The sequence below is a fragment of the Pseudomonas sp. Irchel 3H9 genome (genome assembly GCF_900187495.1).
Taxonomy (GTDB): Bacteria; Pseudomonadota; Gammaproteobacteria; order Pseudomonadales; family Pseudomonadaceae; genus Aquipseudomonas; species Aquipseudomonas sivasensis.
On record NZ_FYDK01000003.1, the window covers coordinates 672,127 to 686,545 of the forward strand.

17 protein-coding genes are annotated in these 14,419 nt (G+C 59.2%); 10 read left to right on the forward strand and 7 right to left on the reverse strand.

Features of this window, described 5'->3' with window-relative positions; translation table 11 throughout:
* Nucleotides 1-129 precede the first annotated feature (129 nt).
* Together trpA and trpB are read right to left on the reverse strand one after the other, a co-directional pair.
* Nucleotides 130-939, reverse strand: coding sequence for a tryptophan synthase subunit alpha (gene trpA / locus CKW32_RS14840; protein ID WP_095185282.1), 810 nt, complete (start codon nucleotides 937-939; stop codon nucleotides 130-132).
* Nucleotides 939-2,165 (reverse strand): tryptophan synthase subunit beta, encoded by a 1,227-nt coding sequence (trpB, locus tag CKW32_RS14845; RefSeq protein ID WP_032885111.1) that lies wholly within the window; start codon nucleotides 2,163-2,165, stop codon nucleotides 939-941. The genes trpA and trpB overlap by 1 nt, the downstream gene beginning before the upstream one ends.
* A gap of 110 nt (nucleotides 2,166-2,275) precedes the next feature.
* On the opposite strand from trpB, the gene CKW32_RS14850 reads away from it, so the two are divergent.
* Nucleotides 2,276-3,172 carry a LysR family transcriptional regulator gene (locus tag CKW32_RS14850; protein ID WP_095185283.1) on the forward strand — a complete coding sequence of 299 codons (897 nt, stop codon included), beginning with the start codon at nucleotides 2,276-2,278 and terminating at the stop codon, nucleotides 3,170-3,172.
* An 8-nt stretch (nucleotides 3,173-3,180) separates the two neighbouring features.
* On the opposite strand, the gene CKW32_RS14855 is transcribed toward CKW32_RS14850, so the two are convergent.
* The gene (locus CKW32_RS14855; RefSeq protein ID WP_032885107.1) at nucleotides 3,181-3,507 is read right to left on the reverse strand and encodes a YqjD family protein; all 327 of its coding nucleotides are present in this window, start codon (nucleotides 3,505-3,507) and stop codon (nucleotides 3,181-3,183) included.
* Between the two features lie 156 nt (nucleotides 3,508-3,663).
* Here CKW32_RS14855 and CKW32_RS14860 point away from each other — a divergent pair, with 156 nt between their 5' ends.
* Together CKW32_RS14860 and CKW32_RS14865 are read left to right on the forward strand one after the other, a co-directional pair.
* A complete protein-coding gene (locus CKW32_RS14860) occupies nucleotides 3,664-3,879 on the forward strand; it encodes a dodecin (RefSeq protein WP_032885105.1) in 216 nt (71 codons plus the stop codon).
* A gap of 116 nt (nucleotides 3,880-3,995) precedes the next feature.
* A complete protein-coding gene (locus CKW32_RS14865; protein ID WP_032885104.1) occupies nucleotides 3,996-4,220 on the forward strand; it encodes a DUF1161 domain-containing protein in 225 nt (74 codons plus the stop codon).
* A 59-nt stretch (nucleotides 4,221-4,279) separates the two neighbouring features.
* Here CKW32_RS14865 and CKW32_RS14870 read toward each other — a convergent pair whose 3' ends face one another.
* Nucleotides 4,280-5,281 carry an LLM class flavin-dependent oxidoreductase gene (locus CKW32_RS14870; RefSeq protein WP_032885102.1) on the reverse strand — a complete coding sequence of 334 codons (1,002 nt, stop codon included), beginning with the start codon at nucleotides 5,279-5,281 and terminating at the stop codon, nucleotides 4,280-4,282.
* 218 nt (nucleotides 5,282-5,499) lie between these two features.
* Here CKW32_RS14870 and CKW32_RS14875 point away from each other — a divergent pair, with 218 nt between their 5' ends.
* Together CKW32_RS14875 and CKW32_RS14880 are read left to right on the forward strand one after the other, a co-directional pair.
* Nucleotides 5,500-5,931 (forward strand): OsmC family protein, encoded by a 432-nt coding sequence (locus tag CKW32_RS14875; protein ID WP_010207768.1) that lies wholly within the window; start codon nucleotides 5,500-5,502, stop codon nucleotides 5,929-5,931.
* A 208-nt stretch (nucleotides 5,932-6,139) separates the two neighbouring features.
* The gene (locus CKW32_RS14880) at nucleotides 6,140-6,379 is read left to right on the forward strand and encodes a DUF1161 domain-containing protein (RefSeq protein WP_032885100.1); all 240 of its coding nucleotides are present in this window, start codon (nucleotides 6,140-6,142) and stop codon (nucleotides 6,377-6,379) included.
* On the opposite strand, the gene CKW32_RS14885 is transcribed toward CKW32_RS14880, so the two are convergent.
* The gene (locus tag CKW32_RS14885) at nucleotides 6,380-6,802 is read right to left on the reverse strand and encodes a lipoprotein (protein ID WP_032885099.1); all 423 of its coding nucleotides are present in this window, start codon (nucleotides 6,800-6,802) and stop codon (nucleotides 6,380-6,382) included.
* Nucleotides 6,803-6,876: 74 nt separating this feature from the next.
* On the opposite strand from CKW32_RS14885, the gene CKW32_RS14890 reads away from it, so the two are divergent.
* A complete protein-coding gene (locus CKW32_RS14890) occupies nucleotides 6,877-7,914 on the forward strand; it encodes an aminopeptidase (protein ID WP_095185284.1) in 1,038 nt (345 codons plus the stop codon).
* Between the two features lie 76 nt (nucleotides 7,915-7,990).
* On the opposite strand, the gene CKW32_RS14895 is transcribed toward CKW32_RS14890, so the two are convergent.
* A complete protein-coding gene (locus CKW32_RS14895) occupies nucleotides 7,991-8,650 on the reverse strand; it encodes an HAD family hydrolase (protein WP_095185285.1) in 660 nt (219 codons plus the stop codon).
* The gene (locus CKW32_RS14900) at nucleotides 8,647-9,189 is read right to left on the reverse strand and encodes a gamma carbonic anhydrase family protein (RefSeq protein WP_095185286.1); all 543 of its coding nucleotides are present in this window, start codon (nucleotides 9,187-9,189) and stop codon (nucleotides 8,647-8,649) included. The genes CKW32_RS14895 and CKW32_RS14900 overlap by 4 nt, the downstream gene beginning before the upstream one ends.
* A gap of 54 nt (nucleotides 9,190-9,243) precedes the next feature.
* Between CKW32_RS14900 and prlC the strand changes: the two genes are divergently transcribed.
* From prlC to CKW32_RS14920, 4 genes are all read left to right on the forward strand, one after another.
* Nucleotides 9,244-11,343, forward strand: a complete 2,100-nt coding sequence (prlC, locus tag CKW32_RS14905) for an oligopeptidase A (RefSeq protein ID WP_177434273.1) — start codon at nucleotides 9,244-9,246, stop codon at nucleotides 11,341-11,343.
* Nucleotides 11,340-11,615: a YheV family putative zinc ribbon protein gene (locus tag CKW32_RS14910; RefSeq protein WP_032885090.1), complete on the forward strand. Its 276-nt coding sequence runs from the start codon at nucleotides 11,340-11,342 to the stop codon at nucleotides 11,613-11,615. Before prlC ends, CKW32_RS14910 begins: the two co-directional genes overlap by 4 nt.
* Before the next feature lie 261 nt (nucleotides 11,616-11,876).
* The gene (locus tag CKW32_RS14915; protein WP_095185288.1) at nucleotides 11,877-12,629 is read left to right on the forward strand and encodes a gluconate 2-dehydrogenase subunit 3 family protein; all 753 of its coding nucleotides are present in this window, start codon (nucleotides 11,877-11,879) and stop codon (nucleotides 12,627-12,629) included.
* A 2-nt stretch (nucleotides 12,630-12,631) separates the two neighbouring features.
* The gene (locus tag CKW32_RS14920; RefSeq protein ID WP_032885087.1) at nucleotides 12,632-14,416 is read left to right on the forward strand and encodes a GMC family oxidoreductase; all 1,785 of its coding nucleotides are present in this window, start codon (nucleotides 12,632-12,634) and stop codon (nucleotides 14,414-14,416) included.
* The last annotated feature ends 3 nt before the right edge of the window (nucleotides 14,417-14,419 follow it).

The window sequence follows — 14,419 nt, forward strand, 5'->3', positions numbered from 1 at the left end:
TTCCTCAGGGCACACAAACAAAAAAGGGATTTCGAACGAGGTTCGAAATCCCTTGGTCTTGCTGTTTAGGCCGTGAAGCTGCGAGTTGATTCCTCTGTATCAGGAACTTTACCTCTCGCTACATGGCGCTTACTTACGGGCGTTACGCACACCTTCCGACAGCGCCGCGCAATGGCTCAACACCCCGTCGATGGCTTGTTGGCCGTTGCTGGCATTGGCGATGTGATCGATCAACGCCGACCCCACCACCACACCGTCCGCCAAGCGCGCGATAGCGGCGGCTTGTTCCGGCGTGCGGATACCAAAACCGATGCTGATCGGCAGGTCAGTATGGCGACGCAGGCGGGTCACGGCCTCTTCGACGTGCTCCAGGGTGGCGGCACCGGCACCGGTCACGCCGGCTACCGAAACGTAGTACACAAAGCCGGAGCTGCCGTTGAGGACGGTTGGCAGACGCACGTCGTCGGTGGTCGGCGTGGTCAGGCGGATAAAGTCGATACCCGCCGCTTGCGCCGGGTCGCACAGCTCGCCGTTATGCTCAGGTGGCATGTCGACCACGATCAGGCCATCTACACCGGCCTCTTTGGCGTCGGCGATGAACTTAGGCACGCCGTATTTGTGGATCGGGTTGAAGTAACCCATCAACACCAGCGGAGTGTCGTTGTTGTCTTTACGGAACTCGCGAACCATCTGCAGGGTTTTCAGCAGGTTCTGCTTGGCTTCCAGGGCGCGGATGTTTGCCAGTTGGATGGCTGGACCGTCGGCCATCGGATCGGTGAAGGGCATGCCCAGTTCGATCACATCGGCGCCAGCAGCAGGCAAGCCTTTGAGGATCGCCAGCGAGGTGTCATAACCGGGGTCACCGGCAGTGACGAAGGTCACCAAGGCGGCGCGGTTTTGTTCTTTCAGTTGCGCAAAGCGGGTTTGCAGGCGGCTCATCAGTGTTTCTCCTGCTGGGCGGTTTCCATGTGATGCATGACGGTCTGCATGTCTTTGTCGCCACGGCCGGACAAGTTGACCACCATCAGGTGATCCTTTGGCAAGGACGGTGCGCGCTTGAACACTTCGGCCAGCGCGTGGGCGCTTTCCAGGGCAGGAATGATCCCTTCCAGGCGGCAGCATTTGTGGAAGGCCTCAAGGGCTTCGTGGTCAGTCACCGAGGTGTACTGGACGCGGCCGATATCGTGCAACCAGGCGTGTTCCGGGCCGATACCGGGGTAGTCGAGACCGGCGGAAATCGAGTGGGCATCGATGATCTGGCCATCGTCGTCCTGCAGCAGGAAGGTACGGTTGCCGTGCAGCACGCCCGGTACGCCGCCGTTGAGGCTGGCGGCGTGCTTGCCGGTTTCGATGCCATGGCCGGCGGCTTCAACGCCGATGATCTCGACGCTGGTGTCATCCAGGAAGGGGTGGAACAGGCCCATGGCGTTAGATCCGCCGCCGATGCACGCCACCAGGCTGTCCGGCAGGCGGCCTTCCTGGGCTTGCAGCTGAGTGCGGGTTTCCTTGCCGATCACGGCCTGGAAGTCGCGCACCATCGCCGGGTACGGGTGTGGGCCGGCCACGGTGCCGATCAGGTAGAAGGTGTCGTCGACGTTGGTTACCCAGTCACGCAGGGCTTCGTTCATGGCGTCTTTCAGGGTGCCGGTGCCGGCGACCACGGGGATGACTTCAGCGCCCAACAGTTTCATGCGGAATACGTTGGCCTGCTGGCGCTCGATGTCGGTAGTGCCCATGTAGATCACGCATTGCAGGCCGAAACGCGCTGCGACGGTGGCAGTGGCCACACCGTGCATGCCGGCACCGGTCTCGGCGATGATGCGTTTTTTGCCCATGCGCCGTGCCAGCAGGATCTGGCCGATGCAGTTGTTGATCTTGTGCGCGCCGGTGTGGTTCAGCTCTTCACGCTTGAGGTAGATCTTGGCGCCGCCGCAGAACTCGGTCAGGCGTTCGGCGAAATAGAGTGGGCTTGGGCGGCCGACGTAGTCGCGCTGGAAGTAGGCCAATTCTTCATTGAACGCCGGATCAATCTTGGCCGCTTCGTATTCGCGGGCCAAGTCGAGGATCAACGGCATCAGTGTTTCGGCGACGTAGCGGCCGCCGAACGCGCCAAACAAGCCGCTGGCGTCAGGGCCGTTGCGCAGATCGGTCTGGGACTGAGTCATGGGACGCTCCAGGAAAGAAGATGTGTAAGAAACAATGAGGGCCACTCTACCCCTCACGCCCCAGGCTGAAAACCGATAAGATTGCCGCAACCTGTCAGGAAAACTCACAGATGAGTCGAGACCTTCCGCCCCTCAATGCCCTGCGCGCCTTTGAAGCCACCGCTCGGCTTAATAGCGTCAGCCAAGCTGCTGAGCAATTGCACGTGACCCACGGTGCAGTCAGCCGGCAGTTGAAGGTGCTGGAGGAGCACCTGGGGGTGAGCCTTTTCGCCAAAGACGGGCGCGGCCTTAAACTCACAGATTCCGGCGTTCGACTTCGGGATGCCAGTTTCGAGGCGTTCGAACGTTTAAGGGATGTCTGCGCCGAATTGACTCAGGCCAGCGCCGATGCGCCCTTCGTGCTCGGCTGCTCGGGGAGTTTGCTGGCGCGTTGGTTGATCCCGCGCTTGGGGCGTCTGAACTCAGACTTGCCGGACTTGCGCCTGCACTTGTCGGCGGGTGACGGCGACCTTGATCCTCGGCGTCCCGGTCTCGATGCCCTGCTGCTATTCGCCGAGCCACCTTGGCCGGCGGACATGCAGGTGTATGAGCTGGCCAGCGAACGCATCGGCCCGGTGATGAGCCCGCGCTTTATCGGTTACGAGCGTCTGCGGCTCGCGCCCGCCTCGGCTTTATGTGGCGAAGCGCTGCTGCACACCACATCGCGTCCGCAAGCCTGGCCAAGTTGGGCGCAGCAACACGGCATCGCGTCGGGCGCGCTGAAACACGGCCAGGGTTTTGAGCATTTGTATTATTTGCTGGAAGCGGCGGTGGCCGGGCTGGGTGTAGCGATCGCTCCGGAGCCGTTGGTGGCGGAGGACTTGCGTGCAGGTCGCCTGGTGGCGCCGTGGGGTTTCAGTGAAACTCCGGCGCACCTGGCATTGTGGCTACCCAAGCGCGCCGCAGACGGGCGCGCCGGGCAACTGGCGCAGTGGCTCAAAGCTGAGCTGATGCGCCAGCCTGTTTAGCCGGTCAATCAGTCACCGCGTTTGCAGAGCAGGTACGCCGCCAGCAGGCCCAATGCGCCTACCGCCACACCGGCTGTAGTCCATGGGTGCTCTTGGGCGTAGTCGCGGGTAGCAACGCTGGTTTCGCGGATTTTGACTTTGCTTTCTTCATAGGCGTCGCTGATCAGGTGGCGGGAGTGCTTGAGAGCATTCTCGGCGTTACTTTTCAGGGCCTTCAACGTTTTGCGCGACTCATCGGACGCATCGTCCTTGAGGCTTTCAAGGGACTTGAGCAGGCTCGAAATCTCGGCTTCCATGCTTTCCAGCGACGCTTTACGTAAAGAAGTGTTGGCCATTTGGACTCTCCTGAAGTGATTGAGTGGCGTGTGTAGATACCGACTCCAGCGGTTTCAGAAAGTGCAGTAAATCTGAACTTTCGAGTGGGAATAACCGCCAGAAGCAGTACGAATATTCACTGCTAGTCTTGATTGACGACCCCTAGGAGAAACGCCATGAGTGATCATCACACCTACAAGAAAGTCGAATTGGTTGGCTCGTCGACCACGAGCATCGAAGACGCCATCAACAACGCCATTGCTGAAGCCAACAAAAGCATCAAGCACTTGGAGTGGTTTGAGGTGACTGAAACTCGTGGGCATATCGAAAATGGCAAGGTCGCCCACTACCAGGTCACCCTCAAGGTGGGGTTCCGAATTGCCAGTAGTTGATAGGGCGAGTTGAACTTTGCTGGCTGGCCGATTGCCATAACCTGCGCTACAAACAATGGGTGCCGACGTGATGAGCGTCGGCACACTCTTTTCGATCAGCGCAAGGAAAGTAACGGATGAAGAAGTTCCTGTTAGCGGTAGGTTTGTTGAGCATTGCAGGCACAGCCCTGGCGGCGGGCAAGCCTTGTGACGAACTGAAAAGCGAAATTGCAGCGAAAATCGACGCCAAGGGCGCTTCGGGTTATTCGCTGGAAGTGGTGGATAAAGGCGCCTCAACCGACGCTAAAGTGGTCGGTAGCTGTGAAGGTGGCACCAAGGAAATCGTCTACAAGCGCGGTTAATCCTGTGTTGCAGACATAAAAAACCGACGCAGGTGCGTCGGTTTTTTTTCGCCTGGATGTTAGCCCTTCATCACTTGAGCCAGCAGCTCGTAGGAATGAATCCGGTCGGCGTGTTCGTACAGGTCGCTGGTGAAGATCAACTCATCGGCGCCGGTCTGCTCTACCAACACCTCCAGCTTGGCGCGGATCTTCGCCGGGCTTCCCACCATCGCCAGGCCGAGGAAACTGCCTACAGCGTCTTTTTCATGGGGCAGCCACAGGCCATCCATGGTATCGACCGGCGGTCGCTGCACCAGGCTTTGCCCGCGCATTAGCGCAAGGATGCGTTGGTAAACCGAGGTGGCCAGGTAGTCGGCCTGTTCGTCGGTGTCGGCCGCCACCAGCGGAATGCCGAGCATCACGTAGGGCTTGTCCAGCACAGCCGACGGCTTGAAGTGATTGCGGTAGACGCGAATTGCCTCGTGCATCAGACGCGGTGCGAAATGCGAGGCGAAGGCGTAGGGCAAACCGCGTTCGCCTGCCAGCTGTGCGCTGAACAGGCTGGAACCGAGCAACCAGACCGGCACGTTGGTGCCGGTGCCGGGTACGGCGATCACCCGTTGGTCCGGCGTGCGTGGGCCCAAGTAGGCCATCAGTTCGGCCACGTCTTGCGGGAAGTCATCCGCGCTGCCGGAGCGCTCACGGCGCAGGGCACGGGCGGTCATCTGGTCGGAACCTGGTGCGCGGCCAAGGCCCAGGTCGATACGTCCGGGGTAGAGGCTTTCCAGGGTGCCGAACTGTTCGGCGATCACCAGCGGCGCGTGGTTGGGCAGCATCACGCCGCCGGAGCCGACGCGGATAGTCGACGTGCCGCCGGCCAGGTAACCCAGCAATACCGAGGTGGCTGAGCTGGCGATGCCGTCCATATTGTGGTGTTCAGCCACCCAAAAACGGTTGTAGCCAAACTTTTCCACGTGCTGGGCCAAATCCAGGGAATTGCGCAACGACTGCGCCACACTGCCGTTGGCCCGTACGGGCACCAGGTCGAGGGTCGAGAACTTCACGTCGGACAGCGATTTCATAAGCCTGCTTCTCCAATTGGGGCGCAGGCTTTTTAGACTATCCAAAACCTGCCGCTTCATATGCATGTTCTATGCAATGAGGGCATATACCCGAGATTCAATAGCGAGGGTGGAAATTTCCTACTGAATTGCTAGGTTTCTCCGACAAGATGAACTTTGCCATGCTGACTATCCTCAGAACCCTTACTGACGCAAAACCACCGTTCGAGGAGAAAGCTATGAGTATTGTTAAAAAAGCATCCGCGCATTGGGAAGGCGACCTTAAGACTGGCCTGGGTTCCATCTCCACGGAAACCGGCGTGCTGCGCGAAGCGCCTTACGGCTTCAAGGCCCGTTTCGAGGGTGGCAAGGGTACCAACCCAGAAGAACTGATCGGCGCGGCCCATGCCGGCTGCTTCTCCATGGCGTTTTCCATGATCCTGGGCGATGCGGGGCTTAAGGCTGACAGCATCGACACCCAAGCCGAAGTGACGTTGGACCAAGTGGATGGCGGCTTCGCGATCACTGCGGTGCATCTGATCCTCAAGGCCAAAATTCCCGGCGCGAGCCAGGCGCAGTTTGATGAGCTGAGCAAGAAGGCGAAAGAAGGCTGCCCGGTGTCCAAAGTGCTGAATGCGAAAATCAGCCTGGATGCCACGCTGGTTAACTAACACAGCAGGTCCACTGTGGGAGGGGGTTTGCTCCCGATAGCGGTCGGTCAGTTACAGAAATGTTGACTGATGCGCCGCTATCGGGAGCAAGCCCCCTTTCACGTTCAATTCTGAGTTAAATCAGAACTCGTGTTTCCAAACTGTGGTCGAATAGCCATATGCAGCCTAGGCGCACACCCGTGCGCACTGTATTCAGGGAGCTTCACACATGAAACGTTTTGCCTTGGCGATCATCTGCGGTGTGTTGGCCACTTCGGCCGTGGCCGCGCCGAAAGATTGTGAAGAGCTTAGGAAAGAGATCGAGGTCAAGATCCAGGCTAACGCTGTGCCGTCCTACACGCTTGAGATCGTTAGCAAGGAAGAAGCTGAGAAGCACGACGTGGCCATGGTCGTCGGCAGTTGTGAGAACGGCACCAAAGCAATCGTTTACCAAAAAAACAACGACTGATCAGAGGCAGTTCACGCTGCGTTCTTCAGCCAGTAATTGGCGGGCAGCGTTATACAGGCGGATATTCGGCGTGTAGCCCAGTGAGCGCCCTTCCAGGCGATAGCGTTGGCCAGCTTCGAAATGGTCGTACTGCAGGGTTATGAAGCAGGTTCGCTCGGTCGTTTGGCCAAAGCTGCTGAAATTTCCGCCCGTAGGCACTTCAAAATCAAAACGAACCATCAGCTCGTGGCTGCCAGGCGGGAATTGGAAGTAACGTCCATCGTTAAGGTTCTTGCCGTCCAGGCGCTGCGCCATCACCAGCTTGGCACCCGGCGTCGGCGTCGCAAAATCAATCCAGGCTTGTTGCGGATCGGCGGCAGGCATCGGGGTCGACGTACAGGCGCTGATGAACACGGCGGCGACACAAAGCAAGAGCTGACGCATGACAGGCACTCGGTGATAGGACGGGTATCGCGGTCAGTATAAACACGAACCTATCACCCAGGAGCAGTGAGGGCATGGTCAGGCGTTTTCTTCCGGGGTTGATGGTTGTGCTGCTCAGCGGTTGTTCCAGCATTAGCTATTACGGCCAACTGGCGGGTGGCCAATGGCAGCTTTTGCAGGCTCGGCAGCCGGTTTCAGCGGTCGTCGCTGACTCGTCCCGCCCGAAGCAGCTACGTGACCATTTGGCGCAGTCCCAGAAAGCGCGAACCTTCGCCAGTGAACACCTGCACCTGCCTGACAATCAGAGTTACCGGCTGTACGCCGATATTGGTCGGCCTTATGTAGTCTGGAATGTGTTCGCCACGCAGGAATTTTCCCTGTCTCCTGAAAACCACTGCTTCCCCATCGCTGGTTGCGTGGCTTATCGCGGCTATTACAGCCAAGGTGCCGCGCGGGGTGAGGCTGCGTTGTTGCGCCAGCGAGGCATGGATGTATCGATTGGCGGTGTTGAGGCCTATTCCACGCTGGGTTGGTTTAATGACCCGATCATCAGTTCAATGATGAACTGGGGCGATGAACGTCTGGCCACGCTGATCTTCCATGAGTTGGCGCATCAGCGTTTTTATGTGAAGGACGACACCGAGTTCAACGAGTCATTTGCCAACTTTGTCGAGCAGGAAGGCACTCGCCAATGGCGCGCCGCCCGTGGCCTGGCGCCGCTGAGCGATGCGACGTTAAAGCAGCGTGACCAATTTATCCAACTGATCCTGGATACTCGAAAGCGCCTGGAAAAGCTCTACGCCCAGCCTTTGGCCGCCGCGCAGATGCGCCAGGCCAAGGCGGCCGAATTCGAGTACTTGCGCCGTGACTACGGGAAAATGCGCGATAACCAATGGGGTGGGGACAAGCGCTATGACGCTTGGATCAACCAGCCGATGAACAACGCGCGGTTGCTACCGTTCGGGCTGTATGACCAGTGGGTGCCGGCATTTGCGGCGTTGTTCCGGCAGGAAGGTGGGGATTGGCTGAAGTTCTATGCTGCGGTGGAGAAGTTGGGTGGGTTGCCTGTAGTGCAGCGCAAGGCTGCGTTGAGGCAGTTGGAGGGAGGTTGAGCTCTAGGGACTCATCGGGGGCAAGTCCCCCACAGTTTTTCAACATGCGGGAAGACGATTGCCCCCAATGGCGGCTTCAAGGGCGCTGCAAAAACGCCTGATGCATCTGCGCCAACGTCTCGAAGTGCCACGTCGGCGCCTCGGCGTTCAACTCTTCGAAACTACCAAACCCATAACCGACGGCTGCCGAATCCAGCCCGTTGCTACGCGCGCCGATCAGGTCGTGCTTGCGATCACCAATCATCAAGGTGTTCGCCGGTTCTAGGCCTTCCTCGCGCATCAGATGGGCGATCAGCTCGACCTTGTTGGTCCGCGTCCCATCAAGTTCGCTGCCGTAGATCACCTTGAAGTGCTTGGCAAAGTCGAAATGCCTGGCGATTTCACGGGCGAATTCCCACGGCTTTGAGGTGGCTACATACAGCTGGCGACCTTGGCTGTTCAAGTCTTCCAGCAGCGGCATCACGCCGTCGAACACGCGGTTTTCATACAGCCCCGTGACCTTGAAGCGCTCGCGATAGAAATTCACCGCCTCCCACGCCTTGGCTTCATCGAAGTCGTAGAAATGCATGAATGCTTGCAGCAACGGCGGGCCGATGAAGTGTTCGAGTTTGGTCAGGTCCGGTTCATCGATGCCCAGTTTGCCGAGGGCGTATTGGATCGAGCGGGTAATGCCCTCGCGTGGATCGGTGAGGGTGCCGTCCAGGTCGAACAAAACGGTTTGGTAATGCAGGCTCATTGGTCAAATCCTTCAGCCAAGTGCAGGTCTTTGAGCTTCACGTAGTTCGCGGCGCTGTAGGTGAAAAATGTGCGCTCCTTGTCAGTCAGCGCGCGGATTTGTTTAACCGGACTGCCGACATACAAGAAGCCGCTGTCGAGTTTCTTGCCCGGTGGCACCAGGCTGCCGGCGCCGATAATCACGTCGTCTTCCACCACGGCGCCGTCCATCACGATGCTGCCCATGCCGATCAGGATGCGGTTGCCCACGGTGCAGCCGTGCAGCATGACTTTGTGAGCGATGGTCACGTCGTCGCCGATCAGCAGTGGGAAACCGTCCGGGTTGAAGGGGCCTGCGTGGGTGATGTGCAGCACGCAGCCATCCTGCACGCTGGTGCGCGCACCGATGCGGATGCGGTGCATGTCGCCGCGAATCACGGTCAGCGGCCAAACCGAGCTGTCGGTGCCGATTTCGACATCGCCGATCACCACCGCCGAAATATCGACAAAAGCCCCGGCGCCCAGGGTTGGCGTGTGGTTCTGATAGGTGCGAAGGGTCACGATAGCCTCTCTCTCTTCTGCTGATAGCTGCGGTGGGCGTTGATTGTAATTAAGATGGCCCCATCTTTGTTCTTACATGTTTCTTCAGCCAAGGTGCCAACCGTGAGCGCGAACAACCCTCTTCTGCAGTCCTACGACCTGCCGCCGTTCTCGGCGATCCGTGCCGAACACGTGCAGCCGGCCATCGAACAGATCCTCGCCGATAACCGCGTTGCCATCGAAGGCATCCTGCAAAGCCAGGGTAAAAATCCGACATGGGCCGGGCTGGTGCTGGCCATGGACGAACTGAATGACCGACTGGGCGCCGCCTGGAGCCCCGTTAGCCACCTCAACGCCGTGTGCAACAGCGCCGAATTGCGTGAGGCCTATGAAAGCTGCCTGCCGGCATTGAGTGCCTACTCCACGGAGATGGGCCAGAACCGCGAACTGTTCCAGGCCTTCGAAGCCCTGGCCAACAGCCCTGAAGCCGCCGGCTTCGACGTGGCGCAAAAAACCATCCTTGAGCACTCTCTGCGTGACTTCCGTCTGTCGGGTATCGACCTGCCGCCCGAGCAGCAGAAGCGTTATGCCGAAGTGCAGAGCAAACTCTCCGAGCTGGGCAGCAAGTTCTCCAACCAGCTGTTGGACGCGACCCAGGCCTGGACCAAACACGTCACCGACGAGGCAACCCTCGCTGGCCTGACCGACTCGGCCAAGGCGCAAATGGCAGCGGCTGCCCAAGCCAAAGGCCTCGACGGCTGGCTGATCACCCTGGAATTCCCCAGCTACTACGCGGTGATGACCTACGCCCACGACCGCGCCCTGCGTGAGGAAATTTACGCGGCCTACTGCACCCGCGCGTCGGACCAAGGCCCGAATGCCGGTCAGAACGATAACGGCCCGGTGATGGAACAGATCCTCGACCTGCGTCAGGAATTGGCGCAACTGCTCGGTTTCGCATCGTTCTCCGAACTGAGCCTGGCCACCAAAATGGCTGAATCCAGCGATCAGGTCCTGAGTTTCCTGCGCGACCTGGCCAAACGCAGCAAGCCGTTTGCCGCCCAGGATCTGCAGCAACTCAAGGCCTATGCCGCCGAACAAGGCTGCGCCGACCTGCAAAGCTGGGACAGCGGTTTCTACGGCGAAAAACTGCGCGAGCAGCGCTACAGCGTGTCCCAGGAAGCCCTGCGCGCTTACTTCCCCATCGATAAAGTGTTGGGCGGCCTGTTTGCCATCGTGCAGCGCCTGTATGGCATCGAGATCGCCGAGCAGAAAGGCTTCGACACCTGGCACCCGGATGTTCGCCTGTTTGAGATCAAGGAAAACGGCCAGCACGTCGGCCGCTTCTTTTTCGACCTCTACGCCCGCGCCAACAAGCGTGGCGGTGCCTGGATGGACGGCGCCCGTGACCGTCGCCGCACCGTTGACGGCGTGCTGCAAAGCCCGGTGGCCAACCTGGTGTGCAACTTCACCCCGGCTGACAGTGGCAAGCCTGCCCTGCTGACCCACGATGAAGTCACCACGTTGTTCCACGAATTCGGCCACGGCCTGCATCACCTGTTGACCCGCGTCGAGCACGCTGGCGTGTCCGGCATCAACGGTGTCGCCTGGGATGCGGTGGAGTTACCGAGCCAGTTTATGGAGAACTGGTGCTGGGAGCCCGAAGGCCTGGCGCTGATCTCCGGCCACTATGAAAGCGGTGAGCCGCTGCCTCAGGATTTGTTGCAAAAAATGCTCGCGGCGAAGAATTTCCAATCCGGCTTGATGATGGTCCGCCAGTTGGAATTCTCGCTGTTTGACTTTGAGATGCACGCCACCCACGGTGATGGCCGCAGCGTGGCGCAGGTGTTGGAAGGCGTACGCGACGAGGTGTCGGTCATGCGTCCGCCAGCCTACAACCGCTTCCCTAACAGTTTTGCGCACATCTTCGCGGGCGGTTATGCGGCGGGTTATTACAGCTATAAGTGGGCTGAAGTGCTGTCGGCGGATGCCTTCTCCAAGTTCGAAGAGGACGGCGTACTTAACGCTGAGACCGGTCGCGCATTCCGCGAGGCGATCCTGGCGCGTGGTGGTTCCCAGGCGCCGATGGTGCTGTTCGTCGACTTCCGCGGACGCGAACCGTCGATTGACGCGCTCTTGCGCCACAGCGGCCTGAGTGAGGACGCGGCAGCATGAATGACGGGCCTGTGATCACCAAAAAACAATTCATCGCCGGGGCTGTCTGCCCGGCGTGCAGCGAGCCGGACAAGCTGAAAATGTGGACCGAGGACAACGTACCGCACCGCGAGTGCGTGGCCTGCGGGTATACCGATACGCTCAATGACCAAGGGCTGTCGGTGCCCAAGGAGTTGGGTACGCGGGTGAATACGTCTGCGCTTAAAGCGCCAGCCGACCCCAAGGTTCAGGCAGTGCAATTCTTCCCGAATCCGAAATTGAAAAAAGACTAACGGCCCTACCCGGGCCAATGTGGGAGGGGGCTTGCCCCCGATAGCGCAAGGTCAGCCAGCCTCTGGATTGGCTGACCCGCCGCTATCGGGAGCAAGTCCCCTCCCACATTTTTTTGCCTGCAATTATTCGACTTAGGTCGCTGAATCCATAATCTACATCCTTAGCCTGCTATCATTTGTAACTATTGATTGCCCAAATACCGACGAGCCGCTCCCCAGAAGTGGCCGAATAAACCCGTGACCACATGATGAGGTGCACCCATGTCTGATCAAGATCAAGACAACCCCCGGCGTGATTTTTTGCGCAAATCCTTGACCTTGATCCCGGTGGTCACGGTTGCGAGTACCGGCCTTGGTGGCTCGATACTGATGGCCACGCCTGAGCCTGCCCATGCCGCGCCGGCCAAACCTGCGAAGAACGACAAGGCCTACGAGCCGAGCTATTTCATCGCTGAGGAATGGGCGTTCATCAACGCCGCCGTCGAGCGTTTGATCCCCGCAGATGCTCAAGGCCCAGGTGCCCTGGAAGCCGGCGTGCCGGAATACATCGACCGTCAGATGAACACGCCGTACGCCAGCGGCGCGCTGTGGTACATGCAAGGTCCGTTCAACGCGGACGCCGCGCCGGAGATGGGCTGGCAGAGCAAGTTGGTTCCCAAAGAAATTTATCGCCTGGGCATTGCCGCGACGGATGCGTGGTCGAAAGCTTTCAACGGTAAAGCTTTTGCTGCGCAAGACAGCGCTACCCGAGACGATATGCTGCGCCGTCTGGAGGCTGGTGGCGGCGAAGTGGCGGCGCATTTCGACGCCGTACCGCCGAAAATCTTCTTCAACCTGTTACTGCAAAACACCAAGGAAGGCTTCTTCTGCGACCCGATTCACGGTGGCAATAAGGGCATGGTCGGCTGGACCATGATCGGCTTCCCCGGCGCGCGCGCCGACTTTATGGATTGGGTGGAACGCAACGAGCAATACCCCTTCCCGGCTGTTTCCATCCGTGGCGAGAGGGCATAAACGTGGCGACCATCATGAAGAAAGTGGATGCAGTGATCGTCGGCTTCGGCTGGACCGGCGCGATCATGGCAAAGGAGCTGACAGAAGCGGGCCTCAACGTGCTGGCGCTGGAGCGAGGCCCGATGCAGGACACGTACCCTGACGGTAACTATCCTCAGGTCATCGACGAATTGACCTACAGCGTGCGTAAGAAACTCTTCCAGGACATTTCCAAAGAGACGGTGACCATTCGCCATAGCGTGAATGATGTCGCCCTGCCTAACCGTCAGCTCGGCGCTTTTTTGCCGGGCAATGGCGTGGGTGGCGCGGGCCTGCACTGGTCCGGTGTGCACTTTCGTGTCGACCCGATCGAGTTGCGCATGCGCAGCCACTACGAAGAACGCTACGGGAAAAACTTCATTCCCAAGGACATGACTATCCAGGACTTCGGCGTCAGCTATGAAGAACTGGAGCCGTTCTTCGACTATGCGGAAAAAGTCTTCGGCACCTCCGGCCAAGCTTGGACCGTTAAAGGTCAGCTGGTGGGTGAAGGCCGTGGCGGCAACCCTTACGCGCCGGATCGTTCCAACCCGTTTCCGTTGGAAGCGCAGAAAAATACGGTCTCCGCACAGCTGTTTCAGAAAGCGGCTGCCGATGTGGGTTACAAACCCTACAACTTGCCATCCGCCAACACCTCGGGGCCTTACACCAACCCCTATGGCGCGCAGATGGGCCCGTGCAACTTCTGCGGTTTTTGCAGTGGCTACGTGTGCTACATGTACTCCAAGGCCTCGCCGAATGTGAACATCCTGCCGGCGCTGCGTCAGGTGCCGAATTTCGAACTGCGCCCCAATTCCCACGTGCTCAAGGTCAACCTAGACAGCACCAAGAAGAAAGCCACGGGCGTGACCTATATCGACGCCCAGGGCCGTGAAATCGAGCAGCCGGCGGACTTGGTAATCCTCGGCGCGTTCCAGTTTCACAACGTGCGCCTGATGCTGCTGTCGGGCATCGGCAAGCCGTACGACCCGATTACCAATGAAGGCGTGGTGGGCCGGAACTTCGCTTACCAGAACATGGCAACCATCAAGGCCTTCTTCGATAAGGACACCCACACCAACAACTTCATCGGCGCGGGCGGTAATGGCGTGGCGATGGACGACTTCAATGCGGACAACTTCGACCACGGCCCACACGGCTTTGTGGGCGGCTCGCCGATGTGGGTCAACCAGGCCGGCAGTCGGCCAATTGCGGGTACGTCCAACCCGCCCGGCACCCCGGCCTGGGGCAGTGCGTGGAAGCGCGCCACCGCCGATTACTACACCCATCAGGTGTCGATGGACGCCCACGGTGCCCATCAATCCTACCGAGGCAACTACCTGGATCTGGACCCGGTGTACCGCGATGCCTACGGCCTGCCGCTGCTGCGTATGACGTTCGATTGGCAGGAAAACGACATCAAGATGAACCGTTTCATGGTCGAGAAAATGGGCAAGGTTGCCGAAGCGATGAACCCCAAGGCCATCGCTGTACTTGGTAAAAAAGTCGGTGAGCATTTCAACACTGCGTCTTACCAGACCACCCACCTCAATGGTGGCGCGATCATGGGCACCGATCCGAAAACCAGTGCGTTGAACCGTTACCTGCAGAGCTGGGACGTACACAACGTGTTTGTCCCTGGCGCGTCCGCTTTCCCACAGGGCCTGGGCTACAACCCTACCGGCCTGGTGGCGGCGCTGACCTACTGGTCGGCCCGGGCGATCCGTGAGCAGTACCTGAAAAACCCCGGCCCACTGGTTCAGGCATAAGGA

Excerpts from the sequence above, each read along its gene's own strand:
- trpA (WP_095185282.1), bottom strand. The coding sequence starts at position 939 with ATGAGCCGCCTGCAAACCCGCTTTGCGCAACTGAAAGAACAAAACCGC.
- CKW32_RS14915 (WP_095185288.1), top strand. The coding sequence starts at position 11,877 with ATGTCTGATCAAGATCAAGACAACCCCCGGCGTGATTTTTTGCGCAAA.
- CKW32_RS14880 (WP_032885100.1), top strand. The coding sequence starts at position 6,140 with ATGAAACGTTTTGCCTTGGCGATCATCTGCGGTGTGTTGGCCACTTCG.
- CKW32_RS14875 (WP_010207768.1), top strand. The coding sequence starts at position 5,500 with ATGAGTATTGTTAAAAAAGCATCCGCGCATTGGGAAGGCGACCTTAAG.
- trpB (WP_032885111.1), bottom strand. The coding sequence starts at position 2,165 with ATGACTCAGTCCCAGACCGATCTGCGCAACGGCCCTGACGCCAGCGGC.
- CKW32_RS14910 (WP_032885090.1), top strand. The coding sequence starts at position 11,340 with ATGAATGACGGGCCTGTGATCACCAAAAAACAATTCATCGCCGGGGCT.
- CKW32_RS14890 (WP_095185284.1), top strand. The coding sequence starts at position 6,877 with ATGGTCAGGCGTTTTCTTCCGGGGTTGATGGTTGTGCTGCTCAGCGGT.
- CKW32_RS14865 (WP_032885104.1), top strand. The coding sequence starts at position 3,996 with ATGAAGAAGTTCCTGTTAGCGGTAGGTTTGTTGAGCATTGCAGGCACA.
- CKW32_RS14870 (WP_032885102.1), bottom strand. The coding sequence starts at position 5,281 with ATGAAATCGCTGTCCGACGTGAAGTTCTCGACCCTCGACCTGGTGCCC.
- CKW32_RS14855 (WP_032885107.1), bottom strand. The coding sequence starts at position 3,507 with ATGGCCAACACTTCTTTACGTAAAGCGTCGCTGGAAAGCATGGAAGCC.
- CKW32_RS14885 (WP_032885099.1), bottom strand. The coding sequence starts at position 6,802 with ATGCGTCAGCTCTTGCTTTGTGTCGCCGCCGTGTTCATCAGCGCCTGT.
- CKW32_RS14850 (WP_095185283.1), top strand. The coding sequence starts at position 2,276 with ATGAGTCGAGACCTTCCGCCCCTCAATGCCCTGCGCGCCTTTGAAGCC.
- CKW32_RS14895 (WP_095185285.1), bottom strand. The coding sequence starts at position 8,650 with ATGAGCCTGCATTACCAAACCGTTTTGTTCGACCTGGACGGCACCCTC.
- CKW32_RS14860 (WP_032885105.1), top strand. The coding sequence starts at position 3,664 with ATGAGTGATCATCACACCTACAAGAAAGTCGAATTGGTTGGCTCGTCG.
- prlC (WP_177434273.1), top strand. The coding sequence starts at position 9,244 with ATGGCCCCATCTTTGTTCTTACATGTTTCTTCAGCCAAGGTGCCAACC.